The sequence below is a fragment of the Bacillus sp. ISL-75 genome (genome assembly GCF_018613095.1).
Genome location: NZ_JAGGQX010000059.1, coordinates 12,466 through 29,365, shown reverse-complemented (window position 1 = coordinate 29,365; position 16,900 = coordinate 12,466). Strand labels below are relative to the sequence as shown.

Below are 16,900 nucleotides of genomic sequence, written 5' to 3'. Positions count from 1 at the left end.
TATTTTTCTTTTATCAAGCTTAAATCATTCATTAATTCGTCAGTTTTAATTTCTTTTATTTTTTTTGCAAAGCCGTTACGATTTCCTCTAATTTCATACCTCTTGATGCTTTGACAAGGATTAAGGTGTTTTTATTTACATGTCGCTTTAATTCTTGAATAAGTGATGCTTTTTCTGTAAAAGCAAACACTCTTTCTTCTCCCAAAACAGTTCTGGCTGAGTTTGCAATATGCCCCCCTAAGTTTCCATAGGTGAACAGAAGATCGACTTTATCACGGTTTAAAGCAGTTCCAATTTGCTGATGATACTGTTCTTGCTCTGGACCAAGCTCTAACATGTCCCCTAAGACAAGGATTTTTCGATCATACCCCTTAAGATTGGAAACTAATTCGATCGCCGCCATCATAGAAGTGGGACTTGCATTATAAGCATCGTTAATTATTTTTTCGCCTTGATCCCCTTCTACTAACTCCATTCGCATATTCGTTAACTTAATACCAGCTAACCCCTCATTCATTTTTTCGAAAGGGATTGAAAAATAGTTAGCAATCAACATCGAGGCAAGTGCATTTAAAATATTATGCGTTCCTAATACTGGAAGTTCGAAAGTAGTCTTTGAAACGTTGATGTTGAAACGATTCCCATTCTCTAACTGAGTAATATCAGTTGGATATAGATCATTCGTTTCATTTCTGCCGAATGTTTTAACCTGTACATTGCCTTTATGTTGTTGAATTCGTTCCATCAGCAGTGGTTCATCACCATGGAGGACAGCTAGCCCCCCTTCTCTTAGCCCTTGGAGGATTTCAAGTTTCGCTTCCGCGATTCCCTCCCTTGAACCGAGGTCGAGAAGATGTGATTCACCAATATTGGTAATCACTACAGCATCCGGGCAGGCAAGCTTCGTTAGGAATTCAATCTCCCCCCTGCCGCTCATTCCCATTTCAAGGACGGCAATTTCAGTGTCTTCATGTAATCCTAAAACCGTTAATGGAAGACCAATATGATTATTATAATTTCCTTCTGTCTTTTGAACCTTATAATTGGTGGCAAGAATGCCGGCAGTCATATCCTTTGTCGTCGTTTTCCCATTACTTCCAGTGATACCGACCACTTTTACGTCTAATTGTTGCCGGTAACTTCTTGCCAATTCCTGTAAGGCCAAGAGGCAATTATCGACAATCAAAATGGGTAAATGGGTGGGCGGGTTCGGGACATCCTTTTGCCAAAGGGCCGCAGCTGCTCCTTTACTGATGGATTCTTCGACATATTTATGTCCGTCTGAAACCTCTCCTTTAAAAGGAATAAACAGGTTACCATTTTCAATCTTACGGGAATCAATGGAAACACCCGTGATTATCGTTTCTGTAAACGGACTCATATCATTTTGAGCAGAAACCATTTCAGAAATCTGTTTTAACGATCGTTTTATCATTGAAATCCTCCTTTTTATTTATTTCTTTGAACTTTGTTTACTGTCTAGCTACAGCGCCCAGCGGCTATTAAACGGGCGCTTTCGCTTTTCTCATAGAAATGGACACGGCAGCTACAGCCGTGTCTCCGTTTTTTAGAAAGTAAACTTTATCTGTTGTTTCTCTGCATGTCTTTCTTTCGCCAGACTTACAAGCCGCTCAATCAATTGTGGGTACTCTAAGCCTGTGTGCTTCCACAAGAGCGGGAACATACTGAATGGGGTGAAGCCAGGCATCGTATTTACCTCATTAATTAGCGCTCTTCCATCTTTTGTTAAGAAGAAATCGGCACGGACTAAACCAGAACAATCTAAAGATTTAAAAGCTTGGATTGCCATTTGTTTAATTTGTTGTGATTCTTCGTCTGTTATGTCTGCAGGGATGATCAGCGCTGTATCCCCGCTTTCATATTTCGCTTTATAATCATAGAAATCCTTTTTCGGAACAATTTCACCGGCAACCGAACATTCAGGCTCATCATTCCCAAGAACCGCCACCTCGATTTCACGAGCAACGACGCCTTCTTCAATGATGACTTTTCGGTCAAATTGAAAAGCCTCGGCAAAGGCGGTTTCTAATTCCGCACGATTTTTACATTTGCTGATTCCGACACTGGAACCAAGGTTTGCGGGCTTTACAAAGCAAGGATAGCCAAGTTCTGTTTCGACCTTGCTATAAGCCTCTGCCTTTGCTTTCTCCCATTCACTTTTAATAAAGGCAACATAGTTTACTTGAGCAAGCCCTGCCTGTGCAAATACATTTTTCATCATAACCTTATCCATTCCTGCCGCTGAAGCTAGAACTCCATTGCCGACGTATGGCAGGTTTAATAGTTCTAATAATCCTTGTACGGTTCCATCTTCCCCGTTTGGTCCGTGCAGCAACGGAAAGATGACATCAAGTGTTTCCTGCTTCTCAGCTTGGAAAAGTGCGGGCGCGAGCGATAAAGGCGATAATTGATTCCCCTCTGCAAATTCAAGCGCCTTCACGTTTTCAACCGGCTCACTTAACTGCGGTCCTTTAATCCATTTTCCTTCTGTATTTATGTAAATAGGATGAATTTCAAATTTTTCAAGGTCTAACGCTCGAATGACAGCCAGTGCTGTCTGCAGAGACACCTGGTGTTCGGCTGATTTTCCTCCATATAATAAACCTAATTTTGTTTTCATACGAAAACCTCCATTTTCTCATTCACGGTTATATTTTAACACTTATTTTAAAAAGAAAGGAAATGTAGTCCACCAATTTTTTATATGTTTTTTCCTATTGAATATTTTATGATGGCCATAGCTTGCTTAAAAACTAGCGCTGGTTAAATTGTCAATTTTCTCATTCTCGATTATCCTAATATTTCATGTATAATTATTTTAAAACGTTAATCTGGAGGCACATAATGACGGGATCCCTTTTATCCATATTATTATTAGGCTTTTTGCTGGGAATTAAGCATGCAATCGAGCCTGATCATGTTATTGCAGTTTCAACCATCGCAAGTGAATCAAAAAATTTAAAGCGCTCAATCTTTGCCGGTGTCTACTGGGGTATCGGGCACACGGCTACACTTTTCATTGTCGGAATGTTTTTGATTTTAGCCAAAAACACAATTACAGATACGGTCGCCCTGAGTCTTGAGTTTATCGTGGGAATTATGCTAGTTAGTCTCGGCTTAAATAGTATTGTAGCGTTTATGAAACATCGCCATCATCACCCACACACCGACGGTAGCCAGACCATTGAAAAAAAAGGCCGTACCCATTATAAATCCTTTTTCATCGGGCTCATTCACGGGCTTGCTGGCAGTGCGGCAATGGTTCTACTAACAATGAGTACTGTTTCGACCGCGTGGCAAGGTGCTTTATACATACTTATTTTCGGTTGCGGCACCGTTGTTGGTATGCTCAGCTTTTCAACTGTTATTGGTATCCCCTTTGTTTTGACATCCGGTAAACAGTTGAATAGGTATTTGAATCATCTCGCAGGCATTATCAGCATATTATTCGGAATTTATTATATGTATAACTTAGGCGTGAACGAAGGATTATTCAGCCTTTGGTTTTCATAAGAAAAGCGGAAGTGTCATAAAAAACAGTCCCACCCATATGGAGTGGGACTTTTTTATCAAGCCAAATGATCTAGACGACATTTAATTTCCATTCTTTTGTCTTCTTGTCAAAAATAATTTTCGCGTGATATGGTTTAGATGATATTTGATCATATTCCTCCACCATGTCATCCATATTGGCGAAATCACCAATTACCCAGATGGGAATTTCAATTTTCCCCCGCTGGTGATCTGCAGCTCGTAATGATATGCAAATTCCTTCTTTAATGAAGGGTGTTAATGAAAGCAGGATTTCTTTATTCACCTGAGGATACGTTCTTTTCTTTCGAAATCCTAGGATCGATTTTTCTATCTTAAGATCTCCTAATTTTACGGCCACTACTTCGCTAAGTACATGAAAAAAATCTTTGAAGCTGCGGTAATAAGTTTTGTTATACCAGCCATCATCTTGTGCTAAATAAACAAAACGGTTCCCTAATTTGTTATAAAAAGGCAATTTCAAATGATGCTTTTGATGACCTAAGTACAATAATTCAGCGATTTCCTGTCCCGTCAGTTCATTCAACACATCTTCCTCAATAAAATCAATCCAGCAAAAGTTTTCGTAACTATAAACATTGTCCGCCGCTAACTTTTTAATTCTTTCTTCAGGGCAATATTCGAGTTGTGTATGCATATTAAAATCAGCATCATCAAAGCGGTGCTTTAGTAAAAGCAAGTGATTTAATGAACCTGAAAAAGCAGCAGCGAATTCAGCAAATTCGATACCGGAAGACATTACATACTGGTCTGTTTGGTTCAAATGGACATAGATGAGATCCTGTATGTCTTGATGATGCTTCTTCAAAGCAAAACTCCTCCGATCAACACATGAAATGATTTAGTCAATACTTCCTTATTTTATCAAATAATAGTCCAAATAGCTTATTTCAATTCTTTTACAAATAATAAGTTTGATTAACACATACTAGATTTATGCCTATTGATTATTATTTGTTAACTTTCCTTTTTCATCTATATTTCTTTATCAAATTAGAATCTATGCATTAGCAAGATAAGGAGCTGGTCTATCACATATGATTAAAGATATGACTCAAGATGAATTAAGTCTTTATATTATTAAAACCTTAAAAGAAAATAAAAAAACTGAATTCGAAAAAATACTCGAAGAACTCCAGCCCTATGATATAGCGAAGATATATGAAGATCTACCTGAAAAACACAAAGGACGATTTCTCCTGTTTTTAAAATTTGATATTCTAGCTGATCTAATGGAAGAGCTTGATAAAGAAGACCAGCTCGGTTTATTAAATATTTTAGGAATTGAAAAATCAAGTAAGGTCCTTGATTTAATGGATAATGATGATTTGGCGTTATTGCTGCATGAATTATCACCAGAGAAAAAGGATTCCCTCTTATCTGGGATGAAAGCAGAGGAGTCTAATGCCGTCCAAGATATCATGAAATATCCTCCGGAAACAGCCGGAAGAATCATGACCAACCGATTTGTTTGGATCCGAAGCTATTTTACGGTTCGAGAAGCAGTTGATAAGTTTAAAGTATTCGCAGAATTTGCCGAGTCTATTAACTATTTATATGTGATTGATGAAGAGCGAAAACTTGTCGGCGTAGTTTCTTATCGTGATTTACTATTAGCAGAGCCAGACGAAAAGATACGAACGATTATGTATGAAAGGATTATTTCCGTTACGGTGGCAACAGACCAAGAGGTTGTGGCGCAAATCGTGGAGCGGTATGATTTCCTAGCCATCCCGGTTGTGGATGAGAATAATGTCCTCGTTGGGATTGTCACGGTCGATGACATTATCGACATCGTGATTCAGGAAGCAAATGAAGATATCGAAAAATTGTCCGCTACTGGGAAATCAATCGACTTTGAAACCAAAACATTAGTTGCGGCTGCAAGAAGACTCCCTTGGCTCATCCTGCTATTGTTCATCGGTGTCATCTCCGGGAGAATTATCAGCAGTTTTGAAGATACCCTCAAGCAGGTTGTGGCACTTGCCTTTTTTATGCCGATGATTGCCGGGATGACGGGAAACACTGGAACCCAATCCCTTGCGGTCGTAGTAAGAGGACTGATTTCCTACGATATTGATAAAGGCGTAATTACCCGCTTAATCGCAAGGGAGCTTGGTGTTGGGATTACGATAGGGATCACCTGCTCTGTTCTTATCGCGGTCATCGCATATATATGGCAGGGAAGTCTCATTTTAGGTGCCGTTGTCGGCTGCTCGCTATTTTTCACGTTAATCATTGGGACACTTGCCGGGACGATTATTCCGCTTATTCTTTTTCGTTTAAAAATTGACCCTGCCGTTGCCTCAGGACCACTAATCACCACCTTGAATGACATTTTTTCATTGCTTACCTACTTTGGCATTGCAACCATGTTTTTAAAATATTTAATGTAATAAGAAAAGCGCAAACGACCGTTTAGCGGCGTATGGACTGGAGCACTTTGACTGAGATAAAGGAAACACGGAGAGCGTTAGCGATCCGATGTTGACTTATCGTAGGGAAAAGGGCGAAGTACACTAGCCGCTGGGAGTTGGAGCTAGACAGTAATCTAAGTTCAAAATTTTTAACCTTCTTAATTTATAGAAAATGAAACCTTTTTTGAAGTGAATCGTTAGGTAATATATCAGTTTAAAAATTTTCATAAATTAAGAATGTCTCAATGATAAACACCATATTTATATCATTATGAGACAAACTGTTATAGTATTATTAAGTTAAACTGATTATTTTTTTATAAGTGAAGGTGGATTATGACAGACTTTATTAATAATATTTTGGAATCTTTATCACAATTAGGATATTTCGGCATTGCCTTAGGATTAATGATAGAGATTATTCCAAGTGAAATCGTCTTGGGTTATGGCGGGTATATGATTTCACAGGGACATCTCAATTTTATCGGGGCAGTGATTGCCGGGACGATCGGCGGAACGCTCGCCCAGTTATTTTTATATTGGGCGGGTTATTACGGGGGCAGACCTTTCTTAGAAAAATACGGAAAATATGTCCTTATTAAAAAGAATCATATTGACATTGCTGAACAATGGTTTGAAAAATATGGCGCAGGAGTGATTTTTTCGGCAAGGTTCATTCCAGTTGTCAGACACGCGATTTCCATTCCTGCGGGTATTGCCAAAATGTCAGCAACTAAATTTACTCTCTACACCGTGGCAGCCATTATCCCCTGGACCATTCTGTTTCTATACCTAGGTAAAGTCTTAGGCAGTAACTGGTCACATATTAAAGAATACGCACAACCCTATGTGATGCCCGCCATCATCGGAGCCATTGTTCTAGGGGCGATCTATTTTTTAATCAAAAAAACAAAGAAAACCACCGATTAATCCCGGTGGTTTTGCTTTGCTGAAAATTTTATTTGAGCCCATGAGTCAAGTTTTTTCACATGGTTTCTCCCCGCTAATACTTCAAGACTGACTAGTATGGTCCATTTATTTTCAATCAAAAAATCCAAATCCCGCCCCACTTTTTACTTTTTAAAATGAAATGGCAGTGTGGCCACAATAACCTTCTTTTTAAAAATAAGATAGGCACGGATTAATAAACTTGATTGATTGTGCAGGATATTATGCCAACTTTTCTTGGTAATAAACTGCGGAATCAAAACCGTTACACGATAATTGTTTTCCTCTGCCTTATGTTCTACAGTATCAATAAATTTTGATAAGGGAATTAGTATACTTCGATAATGTGACTGTAAGGTAACGAGTCTAACATCCGGCTGCCATTGCTGCCATTTTTCTTCAAAACGCTTTTCATCCTCACGGTCAAACGACACATAAACAGCAAAGATTTGATCAGTTAATGATTTCGCATAATTAATTGAGTTTTCAACCACTTTCGTAATTCCTGCAACAGGTACAATAATGACATTTCCCTCAATTGGCTGCGCTGGATGGTCAGGATGAATCCTCAATTGTTCACCCACCGCTTCATAATGATAATTAATTCGTTTGAAGGCAAAAACGATTATTGGTAAGAAGATCACCACAAACCATACTTGACTAAATTTCGTCAGGAAGAAAATGATTAACACGGCTAAGGTGATGAGCGCGCCAATTAAATTGGCACTAAGTTTCGCAACCCATCCGACTGGTTTTTCACGTAACCATTTAATAATCATTCCCGTTTGAGATAAGGTGAACGGAATAAATACACCAACCGCATAAAGCGGGATTAAGTGCTCTGTTTGCCCTTTAGAGAAGATTATAAGCAAGATGGAGGCTACTCCTAAGGATACAATCCCGTTCGAATACCCGAGCCTGTCCCCCCTAATCGTAAACATTCTTGGCATATACTTATCCTTGGCAAGTGCATACGCTAATAAAGGAAAAGCAGAATATCCGGTATTAGCTGCCAGAACTAAAATGAGGGCGGTCGTTCCTTGGACAAAAAAGTAAAGATAATTACGCCCAAAGGTTTCTTTGGCAATTTGCGAGACGACCGTTTCGTCATGCCTTGGCGATATACCGTAATAATAAGCTAGGAAAGTAATCCCCGTAAATAACAACGCAAGAAGCGTCCCCATTAATACTAATGTTTTGGCCGCATTCTTTGGTGCCGGATCTTTAAAACTTGGGATTGCATTCGATATGGCTTCTACCCCAGTTAATGCCGAGCATCCCGACGCAAAGGCGCGTAACAGCAAGAAAAGCGTAATCCCTTGAACAGGCGCTCCAATTGGTGCATGCTGGACAGTCGGTGATACATGGCCGGTCATGATTTTAAAGAGACCCACACCAATTAAAATGAACAGGGCAACAACAAACAAATAGACCGGATAAGCTAAGATTGACGCTGATTCTGTTAAACCGCGTAGATTAAGAATTGTAATCAGAACTACCAGAACACACGCAATCCCAACGGTATGCGCATGTAAGGTTGGAAAGGCTGACGTAATCGCATCCGTACCAGCAGAAACACTTACTGCCACTGTTAATATGTAATCGACCAATAGGGATCCCCCGGCAATTAATCCCGCTTTCTCACCGATGTTCTCTTTCGAAACAATATAGGCCCCACCGCCATGAGGGTAGGTATAGATAATTTGTCGATAGGAAAGGATTAGCGCCGCTAATAGAAATAATACTCCAACTGCAATCGGAACCGAATACCAATAGGCAATGACGCTTACGGTTGCTAACACGATTAGGATTTGTTCAGTCCCGTATGCTACAGATGATAAGGCATCGGAAGAAAGAATGGCTAAAGCCTTGAAAATGTTTAATTTTTGTTCGCCTAGTGCCGTTGATTTTAACGGCCGGCCGATTAAGAATCTCTTAAAAGAAGAGAGCACCTGATTCACCCACCACATTTGAAGTAGAATTACCGATTGATTTTAACACAAGACAGTAGTTAATATGAAGTGTTTTCTTTTGACGAAGTACCAAATATTTCATGTAACTATCCATTAAAAATAGTATTATTACATAGTCTTATCCTAAATAGCACGATTATGAAGAAAATTATTATTTAAGAACATATAAAATTTACAATTACCACTAACAAAAAAGCATGGAGACATTATTTAGTCTCCATGCTTTTACAGTAGCTTTTTTCAAAAAACTATTTTACCGCTCCATTAATTACACGTTTCATTGCCTGGATTTGGCCTAAATGAATACTCTCATGGAAAATTGCAAAATTTGTTAGTTCACCAAACGTTTCCTGACCAAGGAATGGTGTTTTTAGCCTTTGGTTAAAACTCTCCGCTGGAATTTCTTTAATCCTTGACACTTGTTCTTGCAGCTGCACAATTAATTCCTGTACCGAAGGAACTTCTCCCTGCCAAGCAGCCGGACTTGTACCAGAGGCAAATAACTCCATATAGTTTGCTGGCAGCTGGGTTGATTTTTTCGGGAATCCAAACATAAATTGCTCTGCAACAGTTAAGACATGGCCAACATGCCAGTGGATGGTATTGTTAAACCCTTCCGGCTGAACATCAGCAATCCCCTCATCTAGTGCATCAACACTTTTAACAAACCTATCCCTTGCTAACTCATAATGCTTAAATAATAATTCACTCATTTTATTTTCCCTCCCATTCGATTACATAGCTATAGTTTAATTGATTTTTGCCTTGTCAGGAAACTACATTTCAACCGGAGCTTCCAATCCTAATAAACGTAATCCTTCTTTCAAAACTTCCGTTACTGCATAGACAAGCGCTAACCGTGCCTGCTGTTCTGGAGTGTCTTCAAGGATTTTTACTTCTGCATAATATTTATTGAAGGCTTGTGCTAAGTCAATAATATATTTAGCCACCTGGGATGGGTCGAAGTTGATGCAGGCTCTTTTAATGGCTGGCGAAAATTCCATTAAGAGGCTCGTTACCTTCCACTCCTTCTCCCAAGCATTTTCGTAGGATAAGGCACCCAACTCCGCATTTACATTCGCCTTTCGTAAAATAGAACATGCCCTTGCATAAGTATATTGCACATAAGGGCCTGTTTCTCCTTCAAAACGAAGCATTTCCTCTAACGAAAATTCAATATCGTTCATTCGATTGTTCTTTAAGTCATGGAAAATTACCGCTCCAACGCCTACTTGTTTGGCCACATTATCTTTGTTTGGAAGGTTAGGATTCTTCTCTTCAATATTATGCCTAGCCATCGCAATCGATTCATTTAAAACTTCCTCTAATAAGACAACCTTGCCTTTTCGCGTGGACATTTTCTTTCCATCTTTTAGCATCAATCCAAATGGAATATGATGCATTTGTTTCGACCAATCGTAGCCCATCTTTGCTAACACAGCCATTAACTGTTTGAAGTGGAGGCTTTGTTCATGGCCAACCACATATAGGGATTGGACAAATTGGTATTCCTCCTGGCGATAAAGAGCCGCCGCTAAATCTCGGGTCGCATACAGCGTTGCCCCATCAGATTTTTTGATCAGGCATGGCGGCAGCTGTTCTTGGGTGAGCTCGACCACCTGTGCCTGCTCGGATTCGACCAATAGCTGTTTTTCTTCAAGAAGCTTGACGACACGCTCCATTTTGTCATTATAAAAGGCTTCGCCGGCATAAGAGTCAAATTCGACATTCATTAACTGATAGATTCTTGAGAATTCTTTTAATGACTCATCACGAAACCATTTCCAGAGTTTTAATGCTTGATCGTCTCCGTCTTCTAGCCTTTTAAACCAGCTGCGCCCTTGGTCTTCAAGGCTTGGATTCGTCTCCGCTTCTTCATGAAATTTTATATACAGGGTTAATAGCTCTTTAATCGGATTCTGCTTGACCTTTTCGGCATCTCCCCATAATTGATAGGCAGTGATCAGCTTCCCGAACTGTGTCCCCCAATCACCAAGATGATTGATTTTAATCGGCTTGTAACCACATTTCTCGACAATTAATGCAAGCGAGTTGCCAATCACCGTTGAACGCAAATGTCCCATTGAAAAGGGTTTAGCAATATTAGGGGAGGACATGTCAATGGTGACAGCACCGCCGTCCCCAAACGTAAGCGCACCATACTTCCCTTTTTGCGAGATGATTTCATTCACTACTTTTTCAGAAGCCGTCTTTTTGTTTAGGAAGAAATTAAGATAGGCTCCAACCACTTCTACTTTTTCAAAAATAGGAGAGTTAATCTTCTTACTTAACTCCTCAGCAATTAGATTGGGGGATTTTCTCTTTAGCTTCGCTAATGTAAAACAAGGAAAGGCTAAATCACCGAGCTCCTGATTCTTAGGTTTTTCAATCATCAGTTCCAGATTGGTTTGTGAAATCTCTTGGACCAGTAATTCATGTAAAATGGCTGCAAGCTCCTGCTTAAAATTCATCTTTAATACCTCCTTTTATCTTTAAAAAAAACAAAAAACTCCCGTCTCTATTAAAAGAGACGAGAGTTCATAATCCCGCGGTACCACTCTAATTGTTCAAAAGAACCAGCTTTCCTTTGTAACGGAGGATCCTCCGGCATACCCTACTCGAGTTCAGGTACACATCTCAAAAATGCGCTTCATTATCTGTTCTGTTTCAGGCTCCCACCACCCCTGAATCGCTGGTACATCATAGATAACTACTCTCTTTATCATTGATTTTATCCGAATTTATTATCTGTATTATACTGGATTAAAATGGATTTTTCCAGTGATTGTTGATTATTTTTCACATTCAGGTAATCCTACAACTAAAGGAGGGATTTTTATGGCGAGAAGAAGAAATAAAATCCTTGTCCCCGAAGCGCGCAATGGCTTGGATGCGTTGAAAGCAAAGGTCGCGAATACCGGGAACCCTGAGGATGCGAAATTTGAAGCAGCAGAAGAAGTGGGTGTTCCATTGAACAAGGGATATAACGGACAGCTTACATCTGAGCAAGCCGGAAAGGTAGGCGGCAGGCTGGGCGGCAGCATGGTCCGCGAGTTGGTCAAAATGGCACAAGAAAACTTAGCGAAGAAAAAGTAATGCGCGGGGCCTAATTTGTTAGGTCTCCTTTTTTATTTTTAGGCTGTGTTTAACGGCATTGTTGATTTTTATAGCCAAGTTGATTGAAGCGCCTGGAGCGGAAATCAACAGCCAAGTTTAAAAAAGTAATTTTTTTAAAAAAAGTTTGACAATTTTGTGACAATTGATAGAATATTCTTACAAGGAGTTGATAGTGATGCAGGAAAAACACTTAAAGAGTATATTTACATTTAAAAAAACAGCAATCTTTGGAAGCGTTCTAGGGCTCATTCTGATTTTGTTAGGTCAATTTGTAAACGGTTACAATACTGCTTATTTCTTAACTGCACTAGGATTTGGAATACTTGCCGGTTCCGTGGTCAATTACCTTTTTGGAACATTTTTAAGTTTAATGGAAGAACTCACTGGAAGCCGTAATAAGAAGTGGCCAAAAATTCCCACTGCTTCAAAAAATATTTATCTTTTAAAATAAGAAATCGGCAGCGCCACTTAGTGACGCACCGATTAGTTAAAAGACTTGTATTGAGGTACACACAAGTCTTTTTCTATGTGGACAAACCTTTTACTAAAAATACTTTCATGATTTCCGCGATTTGTTCCGAGCTCAGCGGCTGATGATTTCTTTCCCAGTCTGAAACTAAGGCAATATACATTTTTAAAAGAAGAAAGCTGGTAATTTCGGTGTCGTTCGGTGGGATTGCCCCTTTCGTGATAGCTGTGTCAATCTTCTGCTTCAAATAGGCAATGATTTCATCCTCAACGTGTTGCAGCATTTCCGAAACAGCTAGAGTCCCCATTTCCGCTTCCTCTTGGACCAGTTTAATCATCAGTTGGTGCTGAGCGCGAAACTCTAATAAACGATAAAGTGCCCGATGCACGTTTTCTGTGAAGGGTAACTCTGGTTGGATGACGGATTCTGCCTCAGCAATCATTTCTTTAACCAAAGTGGAAATAATCTCTTCGAATAATTCTTCTTTATTTTTAAAAAAAGTATAAATCGTCCCTTTGCCAACATTGGCCAGCTTTGCGACTTGATCCATTGTTGTTGCTTTATAGCCAAATAATGAAAAAGACTTAGTTGCTGCCTCTACAATCATCTTTCTTCGATCGGTTGCCATGTCAACCTCCACTGACCATTTTAGTTTTTCAGTCACTTTTAATATACCATAGGATAGGTTTAGTTTCCAAATTTGTCAAAAGTAAAGCCAAGCTCCCTCATAAATAGGAACTCGGCTATTGTTTTACGAACCCGTGGAGCGATAATGTTTTACCCCAACTTGCCAGACAAGGAGACACGGGAGAATAAACAAGCTGCCAGCTGCCGGGATCAGCATATAAAAAATCTCGGTCCCACCGCTCTTTCCGAGAATATAAAGAAGCGGTAAGTAATTCACGGTTCCAAACGGGATCACAAAGGTAAAAAAACGGGCCACCCATTTTTGATAAATATTTAATGGGTATTGCGCCATTTCTCTCCCGCCATCGGTAAAAATGTTAACCACCTCAAGACCTTCAATCGTCCAAAAACACAAGGTGGCCGCCAAGATGTAGATGCCTGTAAAAATAAGCACACCGCTAACAATCATCAGCATTAGTGTGACTGCTTTTACCATACTCCATTCGATGTTGAGATGGATTAGGGCCCCGACCAATACAATCGTACTTTGAAGGAGCCGGCCAAATCTCGTAAACTCGAATTTGGACCCGAGTACTTGAATAAACGTACTGCGAGGGCGAACGAGTAATCGATCAAAATCACCATTCCGAACCAAGCTGGAAAAAGCATCAAAACCTCGGGCAAAGCATTCACTCAGCGCAAACGCCATATGAATGATGCCGAAGCAAAGTGCTACCTCAAAGAATTGCCATCCTTTTATTTGCCCAAACCGTTCGAATAGAAAGTAAAGACCTGCAAAGATCGAAAAAGGAATAAAAAATTGGCCCAGCGTTAATAGCCAAAACGATGTCCGGTATTGCATTTGTGATTTAAAGAGAATCAATAAGTATTTAAAATATATTCTCATTTTTGGTTAACCTCCTTGGACGACAGCTTTCTTTAATACTCCATTTAGTGCCGCCCTCCCTAGCAAGAAAAGACCCGCAAGATAAATCAATTGGATAATGATACCGATCATGGCGTCATGCGGTGGGATATGTCCTGAGTAAACCCTGAACGGGAAATCCGCCGTCCAGCGAAACGGCAGGACATTAGCTATTTTTTGAAGCCAAGCTGGCATAAGAGGTACAGGAATGATTAATCCAGCAAAAAATTCGCCGAGGACACCAAATATTAATAGCGATCCCATCGGGGACAAGGTCACAAACACGGATATATATAAGAACATCGAGATCGCTACTAAGAGAAGCAGGCCTAACAGTAAGGCGCTTAAGAAGAATAAAAAGGCTGTTGGGCTGGGTGGAAGAGTCATGTTGTACGGCTTTGGTAAGAAGAATGAAACAATTAGAATCGGAAAGCAGCGCAAGAAGGCACTGGATAGCCGCTGCGCCAGCAGCTTGGCATACCAATAACCATAGAGCTCACATGGCCGGCATAGTTCGTAAGCAATATTGCCACTTGTTATCAGATCAAATAGCTCGTTATCGCGAAACCAGATGGTAACGAACACAAGAAAGGCCTGTTGCAGCCAGATGTAGGTGATTAATTCTTTTAAGGAAATAGGAGGAGTTTTCGTTGCAAATTCGTAAAATGCTTCAAATACCATAATCGTTATAAAACCCCAGAAAAATTGAGTAGCTACCCCTGCCAATGCAGCAGTCCGGTACTGCATTCCAATGTTTAACCGCAGCTTCAAAACAGATAGATACACCCTCATATTTTGTACTCCTTATAAAGCTGGAGAATCGTTTCCTCAATCGGTTGGGATTCAATCGAAATATCAATCAACTCAAGCTTATCGGACAACTGAGTAATGATTTCCGAAGTGTTAACCTGCTCCGTATCAATGCTGAGGATGACCCGTTCCGGCGATCTCGAAACCACGGTTGCATGTGCGATCTCAATTGGGTTTTCATTTTTGCGGAAATCAGCGGTGATCGTTTTTTGGGAACCAAATTTTCTTCTTAATTCCTCTAAACCGCCGTCGTACAATAAGCTGCCTTTTCCGATTAATAGAACCCTGTCAGCCAACGCTTCGATATCATTCATATCGTGCGTGGTCAGGATGACGGTGACACCCTTTTCCTTGTTGATCGTTTTGATGAATTGGCGGACAGCTATTTTAGAAGCAGCATCAAGGCCGATGGTTGGTTCGTCTAAAAATAGGATTTTCGGATTATGTAGGAGAGAAGCTGCTAGTTCACAGCGCATCCGCTGCCCTAAGCTTAATTGTCGGACGGGTGAATTGATTATGTTTTTCAGTTCTAGCGTTTCGATGAGTAGATTAATCGTAGTTTGATATTCTTGCTGGGGAACCTTGTAGATGTCTTTTAAAAGTTCGAAGGAATCCATTACCGGAACATCCCACCATAGCTGTGAGCGCTGACCGAAAACAACTCCAATATTTTGGACATAATGCACCCGGTCTTTCCACGGTGTGTAACCCATGATCGTGCAATTCCCGGTGTCAGGCACCAGGATCCCGCTCATTATTTTTATCGTCGTCGATTTCCCCGCCCCATTCGGGCCAATGTAACCGACAATTTCTCCTGGATTAATCGAAAAAGATAGATCCTTCAGAGCGTCAACAACCGTATGTTTTCGATAAAAAAGAGACTTCGCAGCCTGACGAAAGCCTGTCTGGCGCTGGGCCACCTTGAAAGATTTGCTTATCCCTTGTAGATGAATCAACCGTTATCCCCTCCTGATCTATCTAGAGTCATAGAGGAAAATAATAACATCTTATATTTATTGTTGTCAATAATTTTTCTGAATAATAAAATAACTATTGTTTGGAATGTTAACAAAATATACACTCATGTAGAGCTATAAATTTTATAAAATGAACTTGGGAATCTATAAAGTGCCTATTAAAGACAATTCAACTTCTTCCTTGGTGGGTTTTGTCCTTAAGAATACTTATATGAAACCAAAAAAACACCGTTCAAAAAAAATGGGCGGTGTCTCTAGGCGATGTAGGGGGTTACATTATGTTTTTAAGAAAGAAAAGATTAAATTATTTGCTTTGTTTGGTATTGTTTATTGTTTTACTTTCTGGATGTAACAGTAACGAGAAATCAGTTGTAAAATTACCTTTTATCATTATCAGGAGAAAGTGAGAATTGGGAGGTGGATTCTTACAAATTAGAACTTTCACCAGATGTCTTTAATGTTGGGAACGGAACAATTACAATGAAAAATCAAACAACATATACTACTGATTTTATTGATATAAAGGTACACGCTACCATTAATAATAAAAATGAAGTTATTCAATCCAAGAGGATAACAGGAGATGATACTGCAATAAATCAAATGACTATTGGAGCAATCGAGGGTGAAGATGTATTAGTCGGTAAAAATGGGAAACCTATTACATTAAAAAATATAAGTGATATTTATATAGAAATAGAATGGCAAGACGTAAATGAAAAACAAAGGATGCGAGAAAAAATTGATATATATAATAAAGAATATTTCTTCAAGTAACCTACGCTAATTGAAGAAGAAAGGAAACTCTTAAAATTGGGTTTCCTTTAATTATGTCCAATTATCAACATTAAAATATAACAGAGCCTAAAAATAAAAAAACTCCTCGCAAAATTCTGCTAGGAGTTTATTGTATGATGATATGTAATTTATGTAAATAAATAAATATTTTACCATACATTAATGAAATTATCAATAAAAAAATCATTGATAATCTCTAAAAAAAATTTAAATAAGGGGAAAAAGACCCGATCCCAAAACACCGGACCGAGTCTTTAGCTTTAGTT

16 protein-coding genes and 1 other annotated feature are annotated in these 16,900 nt (G+C 39.4%); of the genes, 6 read left to right on the top strand and 10 right to left on the bottom strand.

Annotated features, from left to right (window positions below):
• Window positions 1–55 precede the first annotated feature (55 nt).
• Together J7E63_RS22530 and J7E63_RS22525 are read right to left on the bottom strand one after the other, a co-directional pair.
• Window positions 56–1,435, bottom strand: a complete 1,380-nt coding sequence (locus tag J7E63_RS22530; RefSeq protein WP_215016686.1) for a UDP-N-acetylmuramoyl-tripeptide--D-alanyl-D-alanine ligase — start codon at window positions 1,433–1,435, stop codon at window positions 56–58.
• Between the two features lie 132 nt (window positions 1,436–1,567).
• The gene (locus J7E63_RS22525; protein ID WP_215016684.1) at window positions 1,568–2,641 is read right to left on the bottom strand and encodes a D-alanine--D-alanine ligase; all 1,074 of its coding nucleotides are present in this window, start codon (window positions 2,639–2,641) and stop codon (window positions 1,568–1,570) included.
• Between the two features lie 224 nt (window positions 2,642–2,865).
• On the opposite strand from J7E63_RS22525, the gene J7E63_RS22520 reads away from it, so the two are divergent.
• Entirely contained in the window at window positions 2,866–3,534 is a 669-nt protein-coding gene (locus tag J7E63_RS22520; RefSeq protein ID WP_215016682.1) for a sulfite exporter TauE/SafE family protein, read from the top strand.
• A 70-nt stretch (window positions 3,535–3,604) separates the two neighbouring features.
• Here the strand turns inward: J7E63_RS22520 and J7E63_RS22515 are convergent, their stop codons facing one another.
• A complete protein-coding gene (locus J7E63_RS22515; RefSeq protein ID WP_215016680.1) occupies window positions 3,605–4,381 on the bottom strand; it encodes a hypothetical protein in 777 nt (258 codons plus the stop codon).
• A 229-nt stretch (window positions 4,382–4,610) separates the two neighbouring features.
• Here J7E63_RS22515 and mgtE point away from each other — a divergent pair, with 229 nt between their 5' ends.
• Both mgtE and uptA read left to right on the top strand, forming a co-directional pair.
• A complete protein-coding gene (gene mgtE, locus J7E63_RS22510) occupies window positions 4,611–5,969 on the top strand; it encodes a magnesium transporter (RefSeq protein WP_214713449.1) in 1,359 nt (452 codons plus the stop codon).
• A 357-nt stretch (window positions 5,970–6,326) separates the two neighbouring features.
• The gene (gene uptA, locus J7E63_RS22505; RefSeq protein ID WP_251033691.1) at window positions 6,327–6,920 is read left to right on the top strand and encodes an undecaprenyl phosphate transporter UptA; all 594 of its coding nucleotides are present in this window, start codon (window positions 6,327–6,329) and stop codon (window positions 6,918–6,920) included.
• A 143-nt stretch (window positions 6,921–7,063) separates the two neighbouring features.
• Here the strand turns inward: uptA and J7E63_RS22500 are convergent, their stop codons facing one another.
• From J7E63_RS22500 to argS, 3 genes are all read right to left on the bottom strand, one after another.
• Window positions 7,064–8,890 carry an APC family permease gene (locus J7E63_RS22500; RefSeq protein WP_215016714.1) on the bottom strand — a complete coding sequence of 609 codons (1,827 nt, stop codon included), beginning with the start codon at window positions 8,888–8,890 and terminating at the stop codon, window positions 7,064–7,066.
• 269 nt (window positions 8,891–9,159) lie between these two features.
• Window positions 9,160–9,624, bottom strand: a complete 465-nt coding sequence (locus J7E63_RS22495) for a DinB family protein (protein WP_215016678.1) — start codon at window positions 9,622–9,624, stop codon at window positions 9,160–9,162.
• Between the two features lie 63 nt (window positions 9,625–9,687).
• Window positions 9,688–11,382: an arginine--tRNA ligase gene (argS, locus tag J7E63_RS22490; RefSeq protein ID WP_215016676.1), complete on the bottom strand. Its 1,695-nt coding sequence runs from the start codon at window positions 11,380–11,382 to the stop codon at window positions 9,688–9,690.
• Window positions 11,383–11,434: 52 nt separating this feature from the next.
• Window positions 11,435–11,646 (bottom strand) — a binding site (T-box leader).
• Window positions 11,647–11,749: 103 nt separating this feature from the next.
• Here argS and J7E63_RS22485 point away from each other — a divergent pair.
• Together J7E63_RS22485 and J7E63_RS22480 are read left to right on the top strand one after the other, a co-directional pair.
• Window positions 11,750–12,007: an alpha/beta-type small acid-soluble spore protein gene (locus tag J7E63_RS22485; protein WP_168241563.1), complete on the top strand. Its 258-nt coding sequence runs from the start codon at window positions 11,750–11,752 to the stop codon at window positions 12,005–12,007.
• A gap of 196 nt (window positions 12,008–12,203) precedes the next feature.
• Window positions 12,204–12,479 carry a hypothetical protein gene (locus J7E63_RS22480; protein WP_215016674.1) on the top strand — a complete coding sequence of 92 codons (276 nt, stop codon included), beginning with the start codon at window positions 12,204–12,206 and terminating at the stop codon, window positions 12,477–12,479.
• A gap of 73 nt (window positions 12,480–12,552) precedes the next feature.
• On the opposite strand, the gene J7E63_RS22475 is transcribed toward J7E63_RS22480, so the two are convergent.
• The 4 genes from J7E63_RS22475 to J7E63_RS22460 form a co-directional block, all read right to left on the bottom strand.
• On the bottom strand, window positions 12,553–13,125 hold the full coding sequence (locus J7E63_RS22475; RefSeq protein ID WP_215016672.1) for a TetR/AcrR family transcriptional regulator: 573 nt from the start codon (window positions 13,123–13,125) through the stop codon (window positions 12,553–12,555).
• A gap of 123 nt (window positions 13,126–13,248) precedes the next feature.
• The gene (locus tag J7E63_RS22470; RefSeq protein ID WP_215016670.1) at window positions 13,249–14,031 is read right to left on the bottom strand and encodes an ABC transporter permease; all 783 of its coding nucleotides are present in this window, start codon (window positions 14,029–14,031) and stop codon (window positions 13,249–13,251) included.
• A gap of 6 nt (window positions 14,032–14,037) precedes the next feature.
• Complete coding sequence (locus J7E63_RS22465) at window positions 14,038–14,841, bottom strand: ABC transporter permease (protein WP_215016668.1); 804 nt, start codon at window positions 14,839–14,841, stop codon at window positions 14,038–14,040.
• Window positions 14,838–15,815 (bottom strand): ABC transporter ATP-binding protein, encoded by a 978-nt coding sequence (locus J7E63_RS22460; protein ID WP_215016666.1) that lies wholly within the window; start codon window positions 15,813–15,815, stop codon window positions 14,838–14,840. The genes J7E63_RS22465 and J7E63_RS22460 overlap by 4 nt, the downstream gene beginning before the upstream one ends.
• Window positions 15,816–16,253: 438 nt before the next feature.
• On the opposite strand from J7E63_RS22460, the gene J7E63_RS22455 reads away from it, so the two are divergent.
• Entirely contained in the window at window positions 16,254–16,613 is a 360-nt protein-coding gene (locus J7E63_RS22455) for a hypothetical protein (RefSeq protein WP_215016664.1), read from the top strand.
• The last annotated feature ends 287 nt before the right edge of the window (window positions 16,614–16,900 follow it).

Coding starts and splice junctions, on each gene's coding strand:
- J7E63_RS22530 (WP_215016686.1), bottom strand. CDS start 1,435: ATGATAAAACGATCGTTAAAACAGATTTCTGAAATGGTTTCTGCTCAA.
- J7E63_RS22525 (WP_215016684.1), bottom strand. CDS start 2,641: ATGAAAACAAAATTAGGTTTATTATATGGAGGAAAATCAGCCGAACAC.
- J7E63_RS22520 (WP_215016682.1), top strand. CDS start 2,866: ATGACGGGATCCCTTTTATCCATATTATTATTAGGCTTTTTGCTGGGA.
- mgtE (WP_214713449.1), top strand. CDS start 4,611: ATGATTAAAGATATGACTCAAGATGAATTAAGTCTTTATATTATTAAA.
- uptA (WP_251033691.1), top strand. CDS start 6,327: ATGACAGACTTTATTAATAATATTTTGGAATCTTTATCACAATTAGGA.
- J7E63_RS22495 (WP_215016678.1), bottom strand. CDS start 9,624: ATGAGTGAATTATTATTTAAGCATTATGAGTTAGCAAGGGATAGGTTT.
- argS (WP_215016676.1), bottom strand. CDS start 11,382: ATGAATTTTAAGCAGGAGCTTGCAGCCATTTTACATGAATTACTGGTC.
- J7E63_RS22485 (WP_168241563.1), top strand. CDS start 11,750: ATGGCGAGAAGAAGAAATAAAATCCTTGTCCCCGAAGCGCGCAATGGC.
- J7E63_RS22480 (WP_215016674.1), top strand. CDS start 12,204: ATGCAGGAAAAACACTTAAAGAGTATATTTACATTTAAAAAAACAGCA.
- J7E63_RS22475 (WP_215016672.1), bottom strand. CDS start 13,125: ATGGCAACCGATCGAAGAAAGATGATTGTAGAGGCAGCAACTAAGTCT.
- J7E63_RS22470 (WP_215016670.1), bottom strand. CDS start 14,031: ATGAGAATATATTTTAAATACTTATTGATTCTCTTTAAATCACAAATG.
- J7E63_RS22465 (WP_215016668.1), bottom strand. CDS start 14,841: ATGAGGGTGTATCTATCTGTTTTGAAGCTGCGGTTAAACATTGGAATG.